Annotated in this window: 21 protein-coding genes; 5 read left to right on the top strand and 16 right to left on the bottom strand. The window is 61.1% G+C overall.

Features of this window, described 5'->3' with window-relative positions:
• Nucleotides 1-86: 86 nt before the first annotated feature.
• From groEL to J2Z31_RS14060, 8 genes are all read right to left on the bottom strand, one after another.
• Nucleotides 87-1,715, bottom strand: coding sequence for a molecular chaperone GroEL (gene groEL / locus J2Z31_RS14095; protein ID WP_028002708.1), 1,629 nt, complete (start codon nucleotides 1,713-1,715; stop codon nucleotides 87-89).
• A gap of 63 nt (nucleotides 1,716-1,778) precedes the next feature.
• Complete coding sequence (locus J2Z31_RS14090) at nucleotides 1,779-2,588, bottom strand: iron-sulfur cluster assembly protein (RefSeq protein WP_050577634.1); 810 nt, start codon at nucleotides 2,586-2,588, stop codon at nucleotides 1,779-1,781.
• Between the two features lie 5 nt (nucleotides 2,589-2,593).
• Nucleotides 2,594-3,616, bottom strand: a complete 1,023-nt coding sequence (locus tag J2Z31_RS14085) for an amidohydrolase family protein (protein WP_028002707.1) — start codon at nucleotides 3,614-3,616, stop codon at nucleotides 2,594-2,596.
• Between the two features lie 69 nt (nucleotides 3,617-3,685).
• On the bottom strand, nucleotides 3,686-4,054 hold the full coding sequence (locus J2Z31_RS14080) for an MmoB/DmpM family protein (RefSeq protein WP_028002706.1): 369 nt from the start codon (nucleotides 4,052-4,054) through the stop codon (nucleotides 3,686-3,688).
• 17 nt (nucleotides 4,055-4,071) lie between these two features.
• On the bottom strand, nucleotides 4,072-5,130 hold the full coding sequence (locus J2Z31_RS14075) for an aromatic/alkene monooxygenase hydroxylase subunit beta (RefSeq protein WP_028002705.1): 1,059 nt from the start codon (nucleotides 5,128-5,130) through the stop codon (nucleotides 4,072-4,074).
• A gap of 51 nt (nucleotides 5,131-5,181) precedes the next feature.
• On the bottom strand, nucleotides 5,182-6,243 hold the full coding sequence (locus J2Z31_RS14070; RefSeq protein WP_028002704.1) for an NADH:ubiquinone reductase (Na(+)-transporting) subunit F: 1,062 nt from the start codon (nucleotides 6,241-6,243) through the stop codon (nucleotides 5,182-5,184).
• Nucleotides 6,240-6,434, bottom strand: coding sequence for a hypothetical protein (locus tag J2Z31_RS14065; protein ID WP_150852069.1), 195 nt, complete (start codon nucleotides 6,432-6,434; stop codon nucleotides 6,240-6,242). The genes J2Z31_RS14070 and J2Z31_RS14065 overlap by 4 nt, the downstream gene beginning before the upstream one ends.
• A 51-nt stretch (nucleotides 6,435-6,485) precedes the next feature.
• Nucleotides 6,486-8,156 (bottom strand): aromatic/alkene/methane monooxygenase hydroxylase/oxygenase subunit alpha, encoded by a 1,671-nt coding sequence (locus J2Z31_RS14060; RefSeq protein ID WP_209439326.1) that lies wholly within the window; start codon nucleotides 8,154-8,156, stop codon nucleotides 6,486-6,488.
• Between the two features lie 511 nt (nucleotides 8,157-8,667).
• Between J2Z31_RS14060 and J2Z31_RS14055 the strand changes: the two genes are divergently transcribed.
• Nucleotides 8,668-9,141, top strand: a complete 474-nt coding sequence (locus J2Z31_RS14055; protein WP_028002701.1) for a hypothetical protein — start codon at nucleotides 8,668-8,670, stop codon at nucleotides 9,139-9,141.
• An 8-nt stretch (nucleotides 9,142-9,149) separates the two neighbouring features.
• Here the strand turns inward: J2Z31_RS14055 and J2Z31_RS14050 are convergent, their stop codons facing one another.
• A complete protein-coding gene (locus tag J2Z31_RS14050) occupies nucleotides 9,150-9,413 on the bottom strand; it encodes a hypothetical protein (RefSeq protein ID WP_028002700.1) in 264 nt (87 codons plus the stop codon).
• Nucleotides 9,414-9,469: 56 nt separating this feature from the next.
• Between J2Z31_RS14050 and J2Z31_RS14045 the strand changes: the two genes are divergently transcribed.
• Genes J2Z31_RS14045 through J2Z31_RS14035 form a run of 3 tightly spaced genes read left to right on the top strand, consistent with a single transcriptional unit; the run spans nucleotide 9,470 to nucleotide 11,105 of the window.
• Nucleotides 9,470-9,784, top strand: a complete 315-nt coding sequence (locus J2Z31_RS14045) for a hypothetical protein (protein WP_150852068.1) — start codon at nucleotides 9,470-9,472, stop codon at nucleotides 9,782-9,784.
• 12 nt (nucleotides 9,785-9,796) lie between these two features.
• Entirely contained in the window at nucleotides 9,797-10,921 is a 1,125-nt protein-coding gene (locus tag J2Z31_RS14040) for a WD40 repeat domain-containing protein (RefSeq protein ID WP_028002698.1), read from the top strand.
• A gap of 10 nt (nucleotides 10,922-10,931) precedes the next feature.
• Nucleotides 10,932-11,105, top strand: a complete 174-nt coding sequence (locus tag J2Z31_RS14035; protein WP_167333622.1) for a hypothetical protein — start codon at nucleotides 10,932-10,934, stop codon at nucleotides 11,103-11,105.
• 67 nt (nucleotides 11,106-11,172) lie between these two features.
• Here the strand turns inward: J2Z31_RS14035 and J2Z31_RS14030 are convergent, their stop codons facing one another.
• Nucleotides 11,173-11,433, bottom strand: coding sequence for a ribbon-helix-helix domain-containing protein (locus J2Z31_RS14030; RefSeq protein WP_028002697.1), 261 nt, complete (start codon nucleotides 11,431-11,433; stop codon nucleotides 11,173-11,175).
• 118 nt (nucleotides 11,434-11,551) lie between these two features.
• Nucleotides 11,552-12,604 carry an NAD(P)-dependent alcohol dehydrogenase gene (locus J2Z31_RS14025; RefSeq protein ID WP_028002696.1) on the bottom strand — a complete coding sequence of 351 codons (1,053 nt, stop codon included), beginning with the start codon at nucleotides 12,602-12,604 and terminating at the stop codon, nucleotides 11,552-11,554.
• Between the two features lie 221 nt (nucleotides 12,605-12,825).
• Between J2Z31_RS14025 and J2Z31_RS14020 the strand changes: the two genes are divergently transcribed.
• A complete protein-coding gene (locus tag J2Z31_RS14020; protein ID WP_050577633.1) occupies nucleotides 12,826-14,688 on the top strand; it encodes a sigma-54-dependent Fis family transcriptional regulator in 1,863 nt (620 codons plus the stop codon).
• Between the two features lie 163 nt (nucleotides 14,689-14,851).
• Here the strand turns inward: J2Z31_RS14020 and trbI are convergent, their stop codons facing one another.
• Genes trbI through trbL form a run of 5 tightly spaced genes read right to left on the bottom strand, consistent with a single transcriptional unit; the run spans nucleotide 14,852 to nucleotide 19,300 of the window.
• Complete coding sequence (trbI, locus tag J2Z31_RS14015) at nucleotides 14,852-16,150, bottom strand: IncP-type conjugal transfer protein TrbI (protein ID WP_028002695.1); 1,299 nt, start codon at nucleotides 16,148-16,150, stop codon at nucleotides 14,852-14,854.
• 13 nt (nucleotides 16,151-16,163) lie between these two features.
• A complete protein-coding gene (gene trbH / locus J2Z31_RS14010; protein WP_028002694.1) occupies nucleotides 16,164-16,601 on the bottom strand; it encodes a conjugal transfer protein TrbH in 438 nt (145 codons plus the stop codon).
• A 3-nt stretch (nucleotides 16,602-16,604) separates the two neighbouring features.
• Nucleotides 16,605-17,417: a P-type conjugative transfer protein TrbG gene (gene trbG, locus J2Z31_RS14005; RefSeq protein WP_028002693.1), complete on the bottom strand. Its 813-nt coding sequence runs from the start codon at nucleotides 17,415-17,417 to the stop codon at nucleotides 16,605-16,607.
• A gap of 17 nt (nucleotides 17,418-17,434) precedes the next feature.
• Entirely contained in the window at nucleotides 17,435-18,097 is a 663-nt protein-coding gene (locus J2Z31_RS14000; protein ID WP_028002692.1) for a conjugal transfer protein TrbF, read from the bottom strand.
• Between the two features lie 24 nt (nucleotides 18,098-18,121).
• The gene (gene trbL, locus J2Z31_RS13995; protein ID WP_028002691.1) at nucleotides 18,122-19,300 is read right to left on the bottom strand and encodes a P-type conjugative transfer protein TrbL; all 1,179 of its coding nucleotides are present in this window, start codon (nucleotides 19,298-19,300) and stop codon (nucleotides 18,122-18,124) included.
• Nucleotide 19,301: the final 1 nt, after the last annotated feature.

Here is a 19,301-nt window from a genome sequence, read left to right as displayed (position 1 = left end):
GCGTGATTTCGAGAACGCGCTCATCAGACGAAGCGCGCATGAGTTCTTATCCCGGGCCGCCCCTGAGCGGGACGCGCCCATTGCGCCTACGGACGGCCGAGTTTCTCCGCTCCGCCGCCGAGGGCCGGTCCGGCTGTCGGGTCCTCATCCTCCGCAAGGTCGCCGACCAGCGTTTCCGTCGTCAGAATGAGCTTGGCTACCGAGGCTGCATTCTTCAGCGCCGTGCAGGTAACCCGCACCGGATCGATGATGCCGGCCTCGTACATGTTCTGATATTCTCCGAGCGCAGCATTGTAGCCGAAGCCGCCGTTGACGCCGGAGACCCTGGCCACGACGGCTTCAGGGTCGCCGCCGGCATTTTCGACAATCCGCCAGAGCGGTCGCGACAGCACTGATTTCACCAGCCGGACGCCCTCGGCGACATCACCTGACGCCTTTGCAAAGACGGCATCCAGAACCGGCGCGACCTGCGCGAGTGCCGTGCCGCCGCCTGCGACGACGCCATCCTCGACAGCCGCCCTGACCGCGTGCAGCGAATCCTCGATAAGTTGTATCGTCCGCTTCTGCTCGACGGGCGTGACACCGCCCGCATAGAGAACCGCCGTGCCGCCGGACAGTTTGGCCAGCCGCTCACGCAATTTGTCCTGCTCTATGTTGGGCGGAGCCACTTCATATTGCCGCTGCACCTGCGCGCGCCGTGCGGCGATCTTCGACGCGTCGCCGCCGCCGCCGATCACCGATGTTTGCGTGGCGCTGGTGCGTACGCGCTCGGCGGTTCCGAGATCGTCGTCGGTGACGTCCTCCAACCTTCCGCCGAGGTCACGGGCAATGACCCGACCCCCGCAAAGGATTGCAAGGTCCTCCAGCATTGCCTTGCGCCAATGGCCGTATTCCGGGGGGTGCACAACGAGGTATTTTCCCGGGCCCTCCCGTCCAAGCAGGGTAACGACCACTTCCGGCGACACTTCCTCGGCAATGATAAGAAGCGGCCGGCCAGCCTTCTCTGCGAGCGCGCGAACCGTGTCGAGCGCTTGTGGTTCGCGGATCTTCAGATCCGTCATCAGGATGAACGGCCGTTCAAGCACGACCTCCATCTTCTCCTGGTCCGTGACCATGTGATGGGAGAGATAGCCGCGGTCGAAGGACATACCCTCGACGACATTGAGGGTCGTGTCGGTCGTCACGCTGAAATCGGTGGTAATGACACCCTCGACACCCACCCTTTCATAGGCTTCGGCGACAAGCGCGCCGAGCTTCGGGTCCGTCGCGGCGATATTGGCAACGGCGGCAAGACTGCCGTTCACGGCCGGCTTGGCTGACGCCTTCAGCGCCTCGATGACACTGGAGACCGCAAGATCGATCCCCTTGCAGAGATCGACGGACTTTGCACCACGCTCGTTCGCCTCGATCCCTTTCTGGACGAGAGCGTTGGCAAGGACGATTGCCGTTGTGGTGCCGTCGCCAGCGATCTCGTTCGTCTGCATGGACACCTCGCGGACAATCTGCGCGCCCATGTTTTCGAAGCGGTCGTGCAGTTCGATCTCGGATGCAATGCTGACGCCGTCGCGTGTGACCATCGGTGTGCCGATCGGCCGGTCGATCATGGCATTCATGCCTTTCGGCCCGAGTGTGGGCTCGACGGCTGCAGCCAGCTGATAAACGCCGCGGGCAAGTGCGCGCCGGGCCTCAGAATTGTGGATCAAAAGTTTGGGCATAGTTCCTCCTTCCGCCCCGAGGGCGGCTCCTCCATCATTGTCTCGCCTGGCGAGGTTGTCGTATCAGCGCTGCACGTGCCTGCCGGTACAGTTGCGCGGCGGGACGCGGTCGAGCATGAAATCCACCAAGGTCGGTTCTCCGTCGACGACGTCCATTTCCTTGTAGCGGGTTGCCTTGAGCCCCCGGCACAGTGCGCCGTTGAATTCCATGTTGATGCGCACTGCCCTGAGTTCGGCGAGATAGGCGCCGAAGGCATCCGGGGGAATCTCCCGGTTGTCCCAGGTGACGAACGCCGGTTCGCAACCTTTTCGCCCGGGCCAACGCTCGATCAGTGCCTCGCGGTATCGCGACTTCATGGCCTCCGCTTCGTCGCCGCCAACCGTTGCGGCATCGAAGGACGACAGGTCCATGCCGAGGATTTCGCTGTCGGTCAGTCCCTGTTTTCGAAGGGCGAGCAGAACCGCCTCCTGCCGCCGCTTGAACGCCTTCACGCGGAAAGTCTCGCGCAGTGCATCGATGTCCTGGTCGCTCGACAGCTCGTCGAAAATCAGGCTGAACGGCTTGCCTGCCGCTATGCCGCGATTGACCTCGTCGGCGAACATGTGGTCGTGAAGCCGGATCGTATAGGCAGGCGCCCAGGAGAGCCCGTCGAGCGCCTGCCGGATGCCGTCAAGCATCAGAAAGGCGAAGCTCGGCGAGCACCAGTAGGTGGGCAACCGGAAATCCACCTCCACCGATCCGTTCTGCATCACCTCGGCGCGCTCGACGAAACCCATATCGGTCACGGGCTCGTCCAGCTCCGGATCATTGACCCGTGTGAGGCGAGCCCAAAGCTCGCCTCGGCGGTTGTTGGCAGAGAGGGCCGTGCTCATGGCCCCTACTCCGCGGCCACGCTGAACGGCGACGCGGCAAGCGCTGCCTTCCTGGAGGCGACGTCGATGTCGTAAAGTCGCGCCGCGTTCAGACCGAGGATTTTTTCCTTGATCTCCGGCGTCAGTTCCAGGCCGCGTTCGCGGGCAATATCCTCAGGCAGGTCGAAGGCCCAGAACTTCTCGACCAGCCAGCGCGGCTTCCAGATGGCGTAATCCGAGCCGAAGAGGAGCTTGTCAGGTCCAAGCCAGAACAAAAGTTCCGCCATCACCTCGGCGAAGTAGCGCGGCCTCGAATGAATGAACGGCATCGCAACCGCGAGCCCGCCATAAACATTCGTCTCCTGCACCGCAATCCAACAGAAATCGTCGAGCCGCGGCAGCCCGCAATGCTCAATGATCCAGTTGAGGTTCTGGAAGTCCGTGGCCGCATAGTCGACGTCGTGGACGTCGAAGGCATCCTTGCTCAGCGGAATGATCGTCGGGCCCTTGTGGACATGGATGTTTTTGATGCCGAGCTTCTCGCACAGCTCGAAGCACTTGTAGGCTTGGGGGTCGGTGAGCTTCCATCCCCTGGAGGCGCCGTTCCATTCGGCCGTGTACATCTTCACGCCCTTGACGTCGTACGTCTCCTTCATGAAGTGGATGTACTCCAGCGCCTTCTCCCCGTCCCGTGGATCGAAGGAACCATTTACGATGAAGCGGTCGGGGTAGAGCTTGGCCATCTCGGCGTTTCGCTCGATGGTGTTGAAGCCGTTCTTGTAGAAGTCCTTGAGGTAGGTGGACTGCACGATCGCGACGTCGTCGGGACCCTCGATGAACAGGTCGCGATAGAGGTCGTCGGCCGTGTATTTCTCGAATTTTTCCTTTGGCCAGAGCTGTTCTGCGGGGCTCAGCGCCGTGTGGTAAGCGTAGAAGCAGTCCACGAACTGCTTGCCATGAATATTGCGCTGGTTTTCGGGGCTTCCGTCCCAGAAGTGGGTGTGCCCATCGACCACGAAAATCTCTGTGCCGTCCGGTGCTTTGTACATGACTTCCTCCTCAGTTCATGTGTGATCGTAACGGTGCGCCGGCGGCGCACCGTTTTCTCGCGGTCCTGGTCAGATGTACTCGAAGACCTCGTCCATATCGCCGAACAGGATCACCGTATTGTCGTCGATGCGGACCATCCGCCCGTAGTGGGTGGACGTGTTCACCTCGAAGATCTCCGCCGTCATCTCGCGGCCGAGAAACTCGCTGATCTCGTCCATCTTGAAGATTAGCTTGCCGTTGCCGTCGATGCGGATCATCGCCGGCTGGTAGGTGACGATGACGCCCGGCTTCTGGCCCATGAACTCGGCGATGGCGCGCGCCTCGACGGAATCGTTCATGGTGACCCCACACTGATGCGAGATCGTCTGCTCGAAGGTGATGTCCTTCATCGATTTGAAGATATTGGAATTCGAAGCGTCACGTGCTGCTGTTGACATGTGCGTTCTCCCTGATGTCAGCTGTTGAGACCGAGTTCGCCGAGGATTTGCCCGATCCGCTCCTGGGATTGTGCCCGGATGTCGTCAAACGAGATCGGCTTGGAATGCGGCATCGACCAGATCGGCTGCAGGCCGAGAGCGGCCTTGTCGGCCAGCGCCCGATGCTTGGAGAGCCAGCTCAGGAAGAGCTGCCGGTTATGGGCGCCGTGCACCTCGTCATGGGCGAGCAGGTAGATGAGGTCGATGGTATTCGCGAGGTTGCGGTCGTAGTCGGCCTCAGCCGCGGAGATCACCGGCGGGGTGATGAAGTCGTGGTTGGCTGCCGCCGACTGCATCAGGAAGCCGGAGCGGAACAGTTCGCCGACCAGCGGCTCGAAAACGATGTTGATCGCGAAGTACTGCTCGAGATAGTCCGCCGAGCCCATGATCGTCTCGACCGCCTCGCGCGTGCCCTGCCAGATCCCGTCCTCGAGCCAGGCCTTTTTGCCGAGCGCGTCGTCCCATCCCGGGATGTCCATTCCGATTTCGGCGAGATAAAGCGTGATGTCCTGGGCAAGCCGCAGCTTGTAGGAAGAGTTGGTCAACGTGGCATTGTTGATCATCTGGGTGTAACCATAGCGTTGCGCCTGCATCAGCGAGGTGCCGAGGCCGAATTCCGCGTGCTTCCAGGCGCCCAGATGCGACTGCAGGATCTTCACCCAAACCTTGTCATAGGTCTTCGGCGCACCGGACTTCCGGCCGTTGGCGATGACGCTCTGCACCATCGTCTCGATCTTCGACTGCCGCTGATAATGGGTGCGTTCCCATTCCTGGTCGGGGGCACGGAAGGCGTGCCAATTCGAGCTGAGCGCGGCCGTGTTGTCCTTCACGTAGGCGCCCTTGCCGTTCGAGAAATTGATGATCCAGTTCTGGATCAGGTACCGCTCGGGATCAGGCTGGACGTCGACTGTGACGTCCTCATAGTGGGTGGCGCGCTGGCCGCGTGGATCGTAGTAACGGTACTTGCGGCTGTCGGAATCCGCGAATACGGCGGCGCCGGCCGCTCCTGAACCGACTGAACTCGAAATCGCTGGCATAATTTCTCACTCCCTTGTTGCAGTTGCTGAATGTCCCGCCACGGGCACTCCTCAATGGCCTGGTGTGGCGCTGGACGACGTGGTGAACTTGTCGAAGAAGATCCGCTCCGCTTCGAACCCGTTCATGAACAGGACAGGTTGCAGCGCGTCGATCATCGGCGGCGGACCGCAGGCATAGACATCGCCCTGCCCGTCCACCCCCAGTTCCTTCAGCGTGGCATCGACGCTTTCATGCACGAAGCCCCGCGATCCCTCCCAGGAGGCGTCGCCGTTGGCATGCGACAGCACGGGGATGAAATTCACGCTGGGGTGGCGCGCCGTCAGATCGGCGATCCGATCGAGATGAAAGAGATCCTCGCGCGTCCGGGCGCCGTAGAAGAAATAGACCGGCCGTTCCTCGCCGCTCTTCAGGTGGTCGTTCAGGATCGACCAGATCGGCGACATCCCGGAACCGGCGCCAACGAGCACGAGTGGTCCATCCCGCCCCTCACGCCGGAAGCAAGTGCCGTAGGGTCCGACTATGGTGACTTCGGCTCCGACCCGGATTCCTCCGGAATCGAGCTCTCCCGAGAATTTTCCTTCGGGGTATTTCTTGATGATGAAGGAGAGCTTTTCGGCTTCGTCCGGCGTATTTGCCATGGAGAACGAGCGCGTAATCGTCTCCCCTTTTTCCGTTGTGACTGTGATGTCGACATATTGACCGGCCCAGAACTTGATCGACGAGTCGAGTTCGATCTCAATCCCGCGGATGTCGTGTGTCAGCCGCTCGATATGGACGATCCGTCCGTAATAGGTCTTCACCGCGATCGACTTTGAGAGGACCTCCTCATCATAGTTGAGCAGTTCCACTGCCATGTCGGAGTAGGCGAGCGTCCGGCACAGGAGTATGTGGCCGGTGTCCTTCTCCATGTCGTTAAGTGCGAAAGTCGAATATCTGAGCATGTCGACCTCGCCGTCCAGCAGCACGCATTTGCAGGCCGAACACTGTCCTTCCTTGCAGCCGTGCGGCAGCGCGATGCCCTGGCGAAATGCCGCATTCAGAACCGTCTCGCCGCTCTCGACCTCGAATTCGACGCCGACCGGCTCCAGACGCACTGTGTGAGCGTCACTCATGTTATTAGCCTCCCGATTGCGAATACCTTCACTCGTATTTCCTGCTTCTGGCCGAGCGCGCCCCGGTAGCCGGCCGTGGCATTCTTCCAGTCGTCGGCCGGCGCGTTTGCCCCGGTGACGATGAAGACGGTCGCGGCAATGGCTGCCCAGAGCGCAACGGCGATGGGCAAGATGTAGCGAGCGCGTGACATTTGAGGCCACCAGCCTTTGTGCGGGCCGGCCGAAGCCGGCCCGCCTGCCAATCAATTGAAGGGCCGCACCTGGAAGCCGGCACGGTATTCGGCGAGATGCTTCTCGCGGGCGTCCGGGGTCATTTCGCGCAGCAGGGTCAAAGGCGACTGCAGCGTGTGGCCACGAACGTCGTCGAGGGTCCACATCTCCTTGTCGTCGAACCGCAGATGCGGTTGCGGAACGAGCGTCTTGCCGTCGGAGCGGACGAAATTGAGATCCTTGATCGCATCGGCGAGATCCCAACCGTGATAGAGGGTCTCCCACTCGCGCTTGCCGCTGAAGCGGCCCATGGCCGGGGTCGGACGCCCCTGGTACTCGTCGGAGAAGGCCTCCACCGCCGTCCAGCGATCGATCTCGTGTGCGAAGGTGTGGAGTTGCCCGTCGATCACGTCGGTGACGATGTCCTCGCGCACGACGCATGGCACCAGGCTCGACCAGCAGCGATGCGGATAGACGTAGCCGACATCCTCGTTGAAGGTGATGACCTTCTCGCCGCGATGGCTGAGCTTGTCGTACCACTTCCAGAAGTCGCCGAACTGGGCATACCAGCCCGGGTACTTATGCTCGAACCACTCGAAGTCCTGCTCGCGCTGGGCTTCGATGCGCCAGAAATTGACCGGCCAGCCGACTGCGAAGAACTGCGCGATCTTGTGGACGTAGAACTTCTCGGTGATGCGTTTCCACGCAGTCTGGACGTCGTCGTGGTGGATCTTGATGCCGTATTTCTCGAGCGGCAGCATGTAGGTGCGGTAGTAGTCCTCGAAGATCCAGCGATGCCACATCTCCGCATAGGATTCCTTCGACTTGTCGCGGTTGGTGGTACCGTATTCGATGAAGGTGCCGATGGCGGCGTCGACGATCGCGTGGTTCTGCCAGAAGGCGTAGCGCATGTCGCGCTCGAGGAGCAGATGGTTGTCCGGTTCCTTCAGTGCCGCCATCAGCAGCGAGTGACCGTTGCCGATGTGCCGGCTCTCGTCGGATTGCACGGAGAGGAACACGGTCGGCAAGGCGTAGTCACCGTTGCGGGCCGCTTCCGACGGCATCGCGACGAAGAGCGTGTTGGTGAATGCGGTCTCGGCGACGACGGTGAGATACATACAGGCGGCCGTCATCGTGTCGCCGGTGATGAAGCCCTCGCCGAACTGCCGGCCGATCGTCGTCGCGTAGCACTTGCCGAAGGCTTCCTCGGTGATGTCGAAGCCTGCGGGATCAATATAGTTCTCCATGTACCACTTCTTCAGATTCATCTGGATGGTGGAATGGCGAAACTCGTCGACCATCTGCATGGTGAAGCCGGTTCTGAGATCCTCACCGGGGGCAAGACGGGCCACCATCGCCATGGAGCGCGCGGCGGAAATTTCCGGGAAGGGAATGATCGCCAGGAAGAGCTTCATCCACTCCACCCAGCGCGGCTCGACATTGCGGAACATGTCGCCACGCAACGCTGCGTCGAGCGCGCCATAGACGCGGTTATCCTTTTCCTCCTGCATCGGGAAATAGGATCTGAGCACCTGCTTCATCGGATCGCGAGGCGCCTTGGTGATCTTGTAATCCGTCGGGAAGGTCATCGCTTCCTGGACATAGGTCGGATTCCAGCCGAGATCGGATATCTTCTTCGTCGCCTCACCGACGGATATTCCGCGCTGCGAGGTTATCTTGTTGAGCGTCAACGACGTCATGATGCAAAGCCTCCACGATTTGCGCCGCAGACCCCTTGGCCTGGGCGGAAGCGGCACATCGCCGCGGTTTGAGTTCAAGCGGACACAGCGGCACGCCTCCTCAGCGCAACCGTTCCGCCGTAGTGGTTCGCGGCAAAGGTGCTCGTGGGTGGGATGTCGCCAAAGCGCGGGCGCTGGCCACGCGACGGCTGGCGTCTGAACTCCCTTTCCCCACTCCTTCGTTCTTGTGGCACCGCGTCGGGGCGGTGGGCTTCTTATACGAAAGGATGAAGCAAGGGTCGTGCCAAGTCGAAAAATCCGCGTGACAACATAGAACCTAGGAGATCTTCGGCAGAAGTTCCCGATGATGTGTAAATAACCGCGTTACAAATGTAATTTACATATGTAAAGCGTTACACAACCCCTGATACTTTGGACAGAATACTTTGTAACTCACAATGAATCAAAGTTGAAAACTTAAATTTCTCTCCCATAATTCTTTGCGGATTGAAATTGCCGAATGGGAGGATCTGTGATGTCGAAAGAGGGCAAAGACCGGCAGGGCTTTGGGCCGGTGACCGGCTACAATAGCAACGTAACCGGTGACCTGGTGCGGCTGATGCCTCGCGACCTGGTCTTCCAGATACGCTTCCTCGGCGAGAGCCAATATCTGCTGCAGCGCTATTTCCAGGCGTTCATGGAATCGGAGATGGCCGCCCGCGGCCTGACGCCGGAAACACACCCGATGATCGGGTCATTCATCGAAACCCATGCCACGCTTCTGCGGGACTTTGTCTTCGCGGGTGTGTCTCTGTCCCACCAGTTCCGCCTGGAGGAAATCGAGCGATTGCTCGGTGACAAGGCGAACCTCCTGCGCGTGGATCTTTGGGATCAGCTCAGGAGCCATATCGAGATCGCGGAAAGGCAGTTCCAAAGCCAGCTTTCCGACCTGCCGGAAAAGCTTTCTACCTGGGAAAAGCCTGGGACAGCGCCGGGCGCAAAGTCATGACCGAGACCTCAGTGTCTATTGCCGAAGGGCTGCCAAGCCCCGAGAACGCCAGCGGGATGCTCGCGAAGCGCCTTGTGCACATCGGCCATCAGGACCGCCGCCACCTCGCCGCCGAGCGCATTGAGCGCATCCTGCGCCGCCGCCGTCGCATCGGCATCTCCGACGTCCGCCGCTCGCGCCATCACCTGAAAACAGGCATGGTCCGGACCCAGGCGCCTCGCAACGGCATCTCTCAATGCCGCGAAGAATGTCTTTCCTGCCGTTTCGAACATCTGGTCCACCTTTTGCCTCAACTGTCGGGGCACGGCACTAACGATAGGAGGTTCGGGTGAGCAAGCAAGAGCCATCATCTTCCAATTTGCTGCATCGGCGCCTGGCGCTCGTGGCCGAGCTTGCGGGTCTCAACGCCGAACAGCTGAAGCTGACACAGGCGCTGGCAGGGACCGAAATGGAGCTGCTGCGCCTCGAGCTCGAAGCCGACGCCAAGGGCGCGGAGCCACAACTGGTGCAGAACTTGCATGACGAGCAAGAGAGGGCGTCGGCGATGAGAGCGCGACTGAGGACCTGCGAAGAGCACATCGCCAACGCCGAGGAGGCCACGGCAGAAATCGACCGCCTGCTGGAGCAGACCGCAGGCGGCTGAGGGAGGAGCGAAATGAACCAGGAGAGTGCCCGCAATCTCACAATGTTCGATCTGTTCGCGCGAAGCTGGCAACGACGAGCAACCGTTATGGACTTGCGTTTCAACGCCGCCGGCACGGCGGTCGCCTTCGCCGGCGCTGACGGCAGTTTGGCGATCGCCCCGCTTGCCGACGCGGAAGCGCCCGAGAAGCGCATTCGCGTCAGCGCCGATTTCGGCCGGGCGACGATCCGGCCCCGCAAGGCGCCACCGCCGCCGTTGATCGAGACGGCGACCCTTGACGATCGCACACTTCCTCTTGCCGCGGGGCCGGCGGATCGTTTCATCGTCGCGAGCGGCGCGGGCGAACTCCTGTTTGTTGACGCCAGCGGCGAGATCGAAAGCGCCGGAATACGGGTGGGCGGCCCCGTCATGGCGCTTGACCACCGGGCGGCAAACGGAATTACCGCCATGAGCGACGGCGTGGACCTTTTTCTTTCGCACCACCGCAGCCCACCCGTTCGGCTGGAACCGGAGAATTGCGGGATCGCCGCGATTGCGCTGTCGCCGGACGGACTTCACGTTGCGGCCGGCACGGCAAACGGGCTGCTCCTTTGGGAAACCTCGGAGGCGACGGATCCGCAGAGCATCCACCTTCCCGCTCGACCGATCGCGATAAGATGGAGCGGCGACGGCCGCTGGCTGGCCTGTCCTCTCGGGCGGCAGGGCATTGGACTCGTCGAAGTCGCCACGAAACGGACGGCGGTCCTGCATGATTTTCCCGTGCCCGTGGAGTCGAGCTGCTGGAGCGGGCCGTCCAATGCGTTGATCGCCTCAGGAGCATTCCGCATCGCGGCCTGGACGATGGAAGCGCCCCCGCTGGCCGACAGCAGGTCGGGCGCGCTGATTGCCGGCCGATCGGGGCTCGTCGCCGTCGACCGCGTGGCCGCCCATCCCACGAGAAATCTGGTCGCCGCCAGCTATGCCAGTGGCCAGATCGTCGTCGCCCGCATTGGCGGCGCGGACGAATTGGTGGTTCGCCACGCCGGAGAAGCGGTCACCGCGCTCGAGTGGTCGGCCAACGGAAGCCATCTCGCCATCGGTACGGCGGACGGGACTGCGGCAATTGTCACCTTCCCGCCGCAAATCTTCAAATCATGAGGAGGAAACCATGCAGACCGAACTGACCCCTGAGGACAAGAGCAAGGACGAGTTTTTTGCACGCCTCGCCAGCCTTTCGGAAGAAATGATCGCAAAGCACGGCAAGGAGTTCAGCATGGGCGCGCTGGTGCTGGCGGCACGCTGGATCGCGGAGGGCCGGACAGCCGCGAACAAGACATCCTAAGCAAGGCTGGCCTTCGTCTGACGTCGAGCGCGCCGGCGCGAAGCCAACCGGCGCCGCTTGCCGCACTTCACCGTCCGCTCTCATGCAGAAGACAGAGGGTTCTAAGCACTGAGGCAAAATTCGGCAGGTCCTCGTACATGTGGGCGGCTTCCTCGTGCAGGACAGAAATGAGCTTCGGCGTTGTCACGCCCTCGGCGACCGCCATCGCATCGAGCACCTGCCAGAAGGCGGCCTCCAGACAGATGCTCGTCGAATGACCCGCAATCCTCAGCGGCCGGCTGATTTTCCGGAAAGGCTGCGGGCCCCTCGCAGTAAGGGTTTTGCACATGCTATTTCCTTCGGGATTCAACAGCGGCCGACCGACCTTTGGTCCAAAAAGCGACCGCCGCCCGGACGTCAAAGGTGCAGGCGGAAGGCCGAGCGCTCTTCCGCCTGCACAGTGCGGCTCAAGGGATGAGAACGGCCCGCCCATGGATGCGACCGTTGTTCAGATCCTGGAGCGCCCGATTTGCGTCGGCGAGACGGTATTCGACCGTTGTCAATTCGACGAGGCCCCGATCGGCGAGCGCCATCAACTCAACCAGTTCGGCCCACGTGCCGACCAGGTTGCCAATGATGTTCTTCTCGGTGATGACCATGTCGACGGTCGGGACGCGAATGTCCTCGCCGTAGCCCACGACGTAGTAGCTGCCCATCGGCCGCGTCATGGCGAGCCCTTTGGTCGTCGTGCCTCTCTCGCCGACAAAATCGATGACGGCTTCGGCACCCTGCCCACCGGTCATTGCGAGCACGGCCTCGACCTCGTTCCCATCAGCCTTGACGAGTTTGTCGGCCCCGATCTTGCCGGCGAGCGCCAGGGAGTCATCCGATTTGTCGACGACGATGACATCGGCGGCACACATTGCCTTCAGGCACTGGATGCCGATATGGCCGAGGCCACCGGCGCCGATCACGACGCAGCTTTCTCCCGGCAGAAGATGGCGCGTTGCCTTCTTCACCGCGCGATAGGCGGTCAGCCCGGCGTCGGAATACGGCGCGACATCCTTCGGCGCCAGCGTCCGCGGAAGCGGCACGATGTTGCGCTCCGAGGTGCAGAGATATTCGGCGTAGCCGCCATTGCAATCGAGACCCGGAAATTTTCCCGGGCCGTGCATGTCAAATCCGCGTCGGCAGGCAAGGCAGGTTCCTCCGGAAATCTTCGGATGGACGATGACCGGATCACCGACCTTGATGCCCTCGACTTCCTTGCCGACCTCTTCGACCCATCCGGCATTCTCATGTCCCATGATGAGCGGAAGGAGCTGGTCGCCGCCCGGGTCCATGTGCGGTCGCCAGACGCCCTCGATTATGTGCAGGTCCGTGCGGCAGACGCCTGCGCCACCTATGCGCACGATGACGTCCGTCGATTTGTTGATTTTGGGATCGGCGACCTCCTCGAGCGAGACCCACTGGTCCGTTTTCAGGTCGTCGTCGTATCGGTTGAGCACTTGAGCCTTCATCACTGTCTCCTCCTTGCCGGGCAAAGCCCTCCGGCTGCAAGGGGGAATGAGCAAGCGTCGTGCCATTCGCCTTTGACGCGGGGATTCAAGGATTTGCGTGGCCTTCGCATCGCGCAACGCGTCCACCCACTGAACAGCGCCCGCGTCGCCTGTTCAGTTTCTGGTTAAGAGCGCAGGGCACTCGCCGGCAGCCTTAGCGCGGTTACGAGAGGAGGAAAGCCATGCAGCATGTTTCCGGACTCGAGCGGGCACGCGCCGCTCTCGAACAGGGTGGCCGGATCCCAGCCGCCGCAGTGACACCGCTCGTTGCCGAAAGCTGGCAACGGTGTCGAGACCTCGGCCTCGATCCCTCGGGTATTCCACGCGACGTCGTCATTCCCTTCGGCGACGTGCGCCACAGACGGGATGCGAATGCGGTGCTGAGATCCTTGGCGCTTGCAGAAATGCAGCTCCTCCACACGCAGATCGCAGGTTCGAATTTCATGATCGCGCTTGCGGACGCCGACGGTGTCGTGCTCGACACGATCAGTGACGCGCATTTTGCCGAGAGCTCTGTCGGACGTTCCATCATTCCCGGCAGCATGTGGGGGGAAAGCGAGCGCGGGACCAACGCGCTCGGCCTCGTCGCGCGGGAACGTCAGCCGGTCGCCGTCTATGGACGCGAGCACTACTTCAACTGCCATGGGCACCTGAGCTGCATGGCCGCCCCGATCCTGGATACCAACGGCGAGGTCCTTGGCCTGCTGGATGCCTCCTGCTCGAACGAAGCACGTCAGCAGCATACGCACGCGCTCGTGCGTATGGCGGCCGCGCAGATCGAGAATGGGCTCATCTTTCGCGAGAAACCCGGCAATTTCATCTTCGCCTTCCATCCGCGCGCGGAATATCTCGATACCCTGTCCGCAGGCCTTCTCGCCGTCTCGGGCGACGGCACCGTAGTGTTGGTGAACCGACCGGGCATGGCGCTTCTTGCCGGGCTGCCGGCAGCGCACGGCGTGCATTTCGACCGTCTGTTCGAGGCCGGCTTCGGCGCGGCTATGGATGGGCTGCTGGGCGGCGGGATCATCCGCGTTCGCGACCGGGCCGGCAGCGGCGTGTTCATGGTCTGCCGCCAAATCGGTGAGGGCATGGCGATGCGCTCCAAGACACGGGCGGCCCCTTCCCTTCCGACCCTCATCAGCCACCCCGAAGAGCCGGACTTTGTTTGCGAGGATCGGTTGCTCAAGCGCGCCATGGCCGAATTGACCGAAGCGGCAGCGCTTCGCATGCCGGTCCATATTTTCGGGGAGACCGGGACTGGCAAGGAGTTGATGGCCCGCCATCTGCATAAGGTGAGCCGGCGAAAGGGTGAATTCGTCGCCCTCAATTGCGGCGCCGTGCCGGAGCCCCTGTTTATCGCGGAGATTTTCGGTCACGAGCGCGGCGCCTACACGAATGCTCGTGACGACGGTGCGCCGGGGCTCGCGCGCGCCGCCGATGGCGGCACCCTGTTTCTTGATGAGGTTGCAGACATTCCGCTTGCCTCCCAGACAGCACTACTGCGCTTTCTCGACTCGATGGAAGTGCGCGCCGTGGGCGGACAAAAGGTCCACAAGGTCGACGTTCAGATCGTTTCGGCCACAAATCGGAACCTGCATGACATGGTGAAGGACCGGGCGTTCCGTGCCGATCTGCTCTACCGGCTCAACGCCATCACGATAAAGCTGCCCGTCCTAAGCGAACGATCCGATTTCCCGCTCGTCGTGCAGCACTTGATGAAGAGGCTTGCGCCTCAGACGGCAATCACGGACGCGGCTATTGCTCGCCTCGCGCGGCGCGCCTGGCCCGGTAACATCCGCGAACTGAACGCGGCTCTCCAGCGGGCGCTCATTCGACGGCAGACGGACTATCTCGATGAGGATTCATTCGATGAATCGGATGAGGATGCTGTAATCGATTGCTGCATGAGCTGTCTGGACAATACCCTCAGCAGGCGGCGATGCTCCGAAATCCGCACCACTTATCGGCAGACCGGAAACAATGCGTCTGAAACTGCACGTTTGCTCAGGCTCTCTCGAACGACGGTCCACAAGCATATCCGATGACGGTATGTTTCCGAATGGCGCTTCGCGCGCGATCTGTCGAGGGAAGCCGCAACTCAAGCGGACCGGAGATCGTGCGCGATCGAGTCAAACACTGGTCCCCTGCAATGCTCACCCGCGTCAACCAGCGGCAGATGGGAGGACCCAGATCTCTGGCAGTGCGCCGCTAATTTGCACGATAGCCGGACGGAAATATGATGTCCTGGTCGACGAGGACATTGAACTTGTAGCCCGGCCGAATACGGATGGTCGGCTGCACATTCAGATTTTTCGAGATTGTCTGTTCTACCACTTGGCCGAAACCATCCGCGAAATTCCGCCTCGCGGCGTCTGACGCTGTCTCCTGCGTGCTACGCGTCGAACTCTGAGGCATCGACATGTCGATCCCTGTCCCGATCAGCGCGGTCAACGCGGCCGATCCGAAAGTCCGCCAGAGATGCCGGTCGACCTTGTCAGCAAAGCCGCCATAGCCTTCGGCGTCCGTACCCGCCATGCCGCCGATTTGCAGAGTCGATCCGTTTGGAAAAATGAGATCTGTCCAGACGACCAGCACCCGATCCTGTCCGAATGAAATCTTCGAGTCATATCGGCCGAACAGCTTGGCGCCTTGCGGGATGAGGACCCGATAGCCGGTCGCGCTGTCGTAGACGTTCTGGCTGACCTGCGCAGAAATGCGCCCGGGCAGGTCGGAGTTGAGGCCGGTGATCAACGTGGCTGGAATGACCGAGCCGCGCTTTAGCTCATAGGGCGACATTTGAGGCACGATCTTGTTCGGAAGATAACCGAGATCCTTGATATCCTGATTGAAGAAATCCTCCTTGGACATCTGGCCGTTTTGATCGACATTCTGCCCCATGAGCCCGGAATTCATCGCAGCGGCATAGAGGTCCGAGGCGCTGTTTGCTGTCGCCGGTGTATTCTGCTGACTGGCGTCCGCAGCATTTGCCGCCTTCTCGACGTCGGAGATATCGACCTTCAAGGGCGATTCGAGTGCCGTGGCGCGCGCCAGTAGGCGCGCCATCCGCTGGCGCTGAGCCTCGCGAATATACTGCTCGTGCTGCTCGCGCTTCAGTCGGGCCTTCCATTCCTCTTCGGACTCCAACCCGGGGCGTCGTTCTTCGCGCGCCGCCGGCCGGCGATCGACAACCGGCTCCTGTTTCCCGACCTTCTGCTCGGTGACAGGCGTCGGCTGGAAGGTCTCGCGTTCGACCGGCTCGCCGATAATGCCGTCCGTTACACCGCGTTTGAGTTGGTCGCCGAAACTGGTCGCGGGCGGGTCCGACGCGCTTTCGATATCATTGCTTCGATTGAAGACGAGACCCCGCCATGAGAGGCCGATCACGATGATACCGACGAAGAAAACGATGACGATGATGGCGACAATGATCGGCACGCGATTGAGGCGACGCATGCCCTTCTGATCGTCTGCCTGGCTTGACGCGCCGAGTTGCAGCGACTGCACCATGTGTCTCCTCCCGTCAGCTCCGTTGCATGATCGAAAGCGGGCTTGCTGGTATGGCGCCATCGGACGTCGCCGTATAGGCCCTGCCAAGAGCAATTGACGGCGTCGAAAGTCTTGCGAGCACCTGACCCTCGACGCCATCGATCGAGTAGGCGAGTTCGATCGGCTTGACGTCTCGTCCGACTTTCCCGTCGGTAATGACCGTGTAGCCCCAGCCCTTCAGGGCCGCCTCGAGCGCCATCGCGAACTCTGACGTGTCCTTGCTCATCTTGATGGTTGTCGTGCCGGCGGGGCCGATTTGCTCGGCAAGCCGGCTTGCCATGTCACCGGCGATGGCGCTCGCAGCGGGCCCGGTCGCCGGCATAGGGGTAGCCTTGGCGGTCAAGCCCACGTCGTCGCTTTGGCAACCGGAAAGAAGAACAGTAACGAGAAGTAAAAGGAAAAGTATCCGCATCGTTCAACCTCCCCGCCGGATGGTAATCTTCTGCTGGCGCCAGCCAACACCGGAAACGAGGATCGCCTTGTCGACGGCATAGTCGACGATCATCATGTCGTTCTTCATGCGATAGTTGACGATGCGATCCTGCCCGCCGGAGACGACGAACAGCACGGGGGCATCCTGGCCAGAAATGGACCTCGGAAACTGAATGTAGGTTTTCACCCCGTCCGAATAGACCCGCTTCGGTCTCCACGGCGCGTTTCCACTCACGGAGTAGGAGAAGTTGAGCTTATCCGGCGCGGTTCCGGGAATACCTCCTGTTTCGAGGCGCGCATTGATGTCGGCGAGCTTTGTTGAAACATCCTCGGGATATTCGAACCCTACGCGTGCCATGTATTGGCTCGGGTGGGATTTGAGCTGAATGTGGTATGTGCGACGCGATGTCGTAACCACCATGGAAGTGACGAGACCAGGTTCCGAGGGCTTGACAATCAGATGGACCGCTTGTCCACCGGTCGCGCCTGATGTCGCCGGTTCGACCTTCCAACGAACGGTGTCGCCAACCAGTACGTCGCGGACGATTTCTCCGCCCTGCAGCTCGATATCACAGACCTGCAGCGGAGAGCAGACGACGGACGGCTGCGTTTCCCCGTATAGGAAAATGACCTTTCCATCCGGCCCCGTGGTGACGAGGCCTGGCGTTCCACGCCATTTGCTTGACAGTTTGGTGCCCCGCACCTCGTTTGTGGTCATGCTTTGTGCGTGAGCGCCCGCCGCAAAGACGAGTCCGGCCATGCATCCGGCCGCTGCGATCAATCCATTTCTGTGCATTGCCGAATCCCCTGTCCTTAAAGTTGTGCCGTCCAGTCGAAATCCCGGACGTAGAGACCGATCGGATTGAGGCGGATGGTTGCCTCGTCCTGCGGCGCGGTCAGCGCGACCGTTACGATCCCACGAAACCGGCGTGTGCCAGTTTCCTTGCCCTTTCGATCCCGCTCGTACTCAGTCCAGTCGATCTGATAGGTCTGGTTCGAGAGCGCCACGATGTTGTTTACCTCGATGGCGACCGTTGCGGTCTTGGCCTTCTCGAAAGGCGAATTGCCCCGAAACCACGCGTTGATCTTCTCCGTCGATGGCTCGGACGTTCGAAGAAGAGCATATGTGCGGTCGATATATTGTTTCTGGACGACGGCATCGGGCGTGATCGAACGGAAGCTGGTTACGAAATTGCCGAGAGTCGCACGTACCACGCGCACATCCGCATATTCGATCTGTTCAGGGAAGCCGGCTGTCACCGACGTTCCGAGTTTGTCCACCTCGACGATGTAGGGCACGAGCTTCACCTGGGTACTGAGATACATGGCATATCCGAAGCCGATCACGGCCATGGTCAGGCCCAGAATGCCGACGAAACGCCATGCCGCGGCGGCTCGCACATAGGATCCGTAACGTTCCGTCCATTCCTGCCGCGCGGCGAGATAGGGGTTTTCGGGGACGCGATTCGCTGCCATCGATCCATCACTTTCTCATTGCTGTTAGTCTTTGCGTTCGGGGCGAGGCTTGTGCCCGCTGTAACCACCGCGACTTTCATCGAGCTTGGCGTTGGCAAGTCCTAGAATGGAACCTGCATAAGCGCCGGGCGAGCCGATCGCCTTCTCTTTTGCCGCGGAACCGGCAGCTTTGCCTGCCGATCCAAACCCGGCGCCGATTCCTCGAAGAGCTGCACCAGGAAACGATGAGCCAGCCGCTCTGGCGGCCTGACCTGCCGCAAAACCGGCTCCTGCCACGCCTGCCGCGAGGAACCCTGCGCCTGCGGAAAAGGATGCTGCTTGCCCGCCGTGACGGATCGTTTCCATGCCCCCGGTCACTGATGCACCTTGGACAACGCCCTGAATGATATTCGGCACGTAGATCGCAATGAGGAAGACGACCACGGCGATCCCGGCAATGGCAAGTGCGGTCTGGAACCGGTCGCCGACTTGGGGCTCATTCGCCAATCCGATGAGGACTTCCGATCCAATGCGGGAAATCATGACCAATGCCATGAGCTTCATGCCCACTGAGAAGGCGTAAACCAGATAGCGGACGGCGAAGTCTTTGGTGAACGACGACCCTCCAAGGCCAAGCATGATCATTCCGGCAAGCAGGCCGAGATACATCTCAACCATGACGGAGACGAAGATTGCCGCGACAAGAGAGAACGAGATGACCACGACCACCATCGCGAAAGCGGCCGAGATAGCGAGTGCATTATCCTCAAAAAGGCCGAACTGAATTTTTTCGGACATCTTGGTTGCAACAGCGAGCCCGGCGTTGAAGACGTCCGCCGGCGAGGCGGTGCCGCCTCCGGCGCCAATCTGGAAGAGACTGTCGACCACGGCCTTGGCGAAGGTCGGCCCCTGCGCCAGCACGAAAGCGAAGAAGCCGACGAACATGATGCGCCGGACGAGCTCGGCAAACCAGCTGTCGAGGGCCGCAGCCTGAAGGGCAAGCCAGACCGCTGCGATGCCGATCTCGATGGTAGCAAGAATCCAGAACAATGACTTCGCGGCGTCCATGACGGTGGTTTCCCACCCTTTCGCAGCAGTCGTGATCTGGTTTTGAAGGGACGTCAGTACCGAGCCCTCCTGGGCCAATGCGGGCTGCGCGGCCAAGGCGGCGAAACCGGCAAACAGTATGGCGACGGCAAGAGCTCGGAGTTGGTTCGCGTTCATA

Origin of the sequence: Sinorhizobium kostiense (assembly GCF_017874595.1) — a bacterium.
Lineage (GTDB): Bacteria > Pseudomonadota > Alphaproteobacteria > Rhizobiales > Rhizobiaceae > Sinorhizobium > Sinorhizobium kostiense.
Note: the sequence above shows the minus strand (reverse complement) of the source record. Positions and strands in the feature narration are given on the sequence as shown.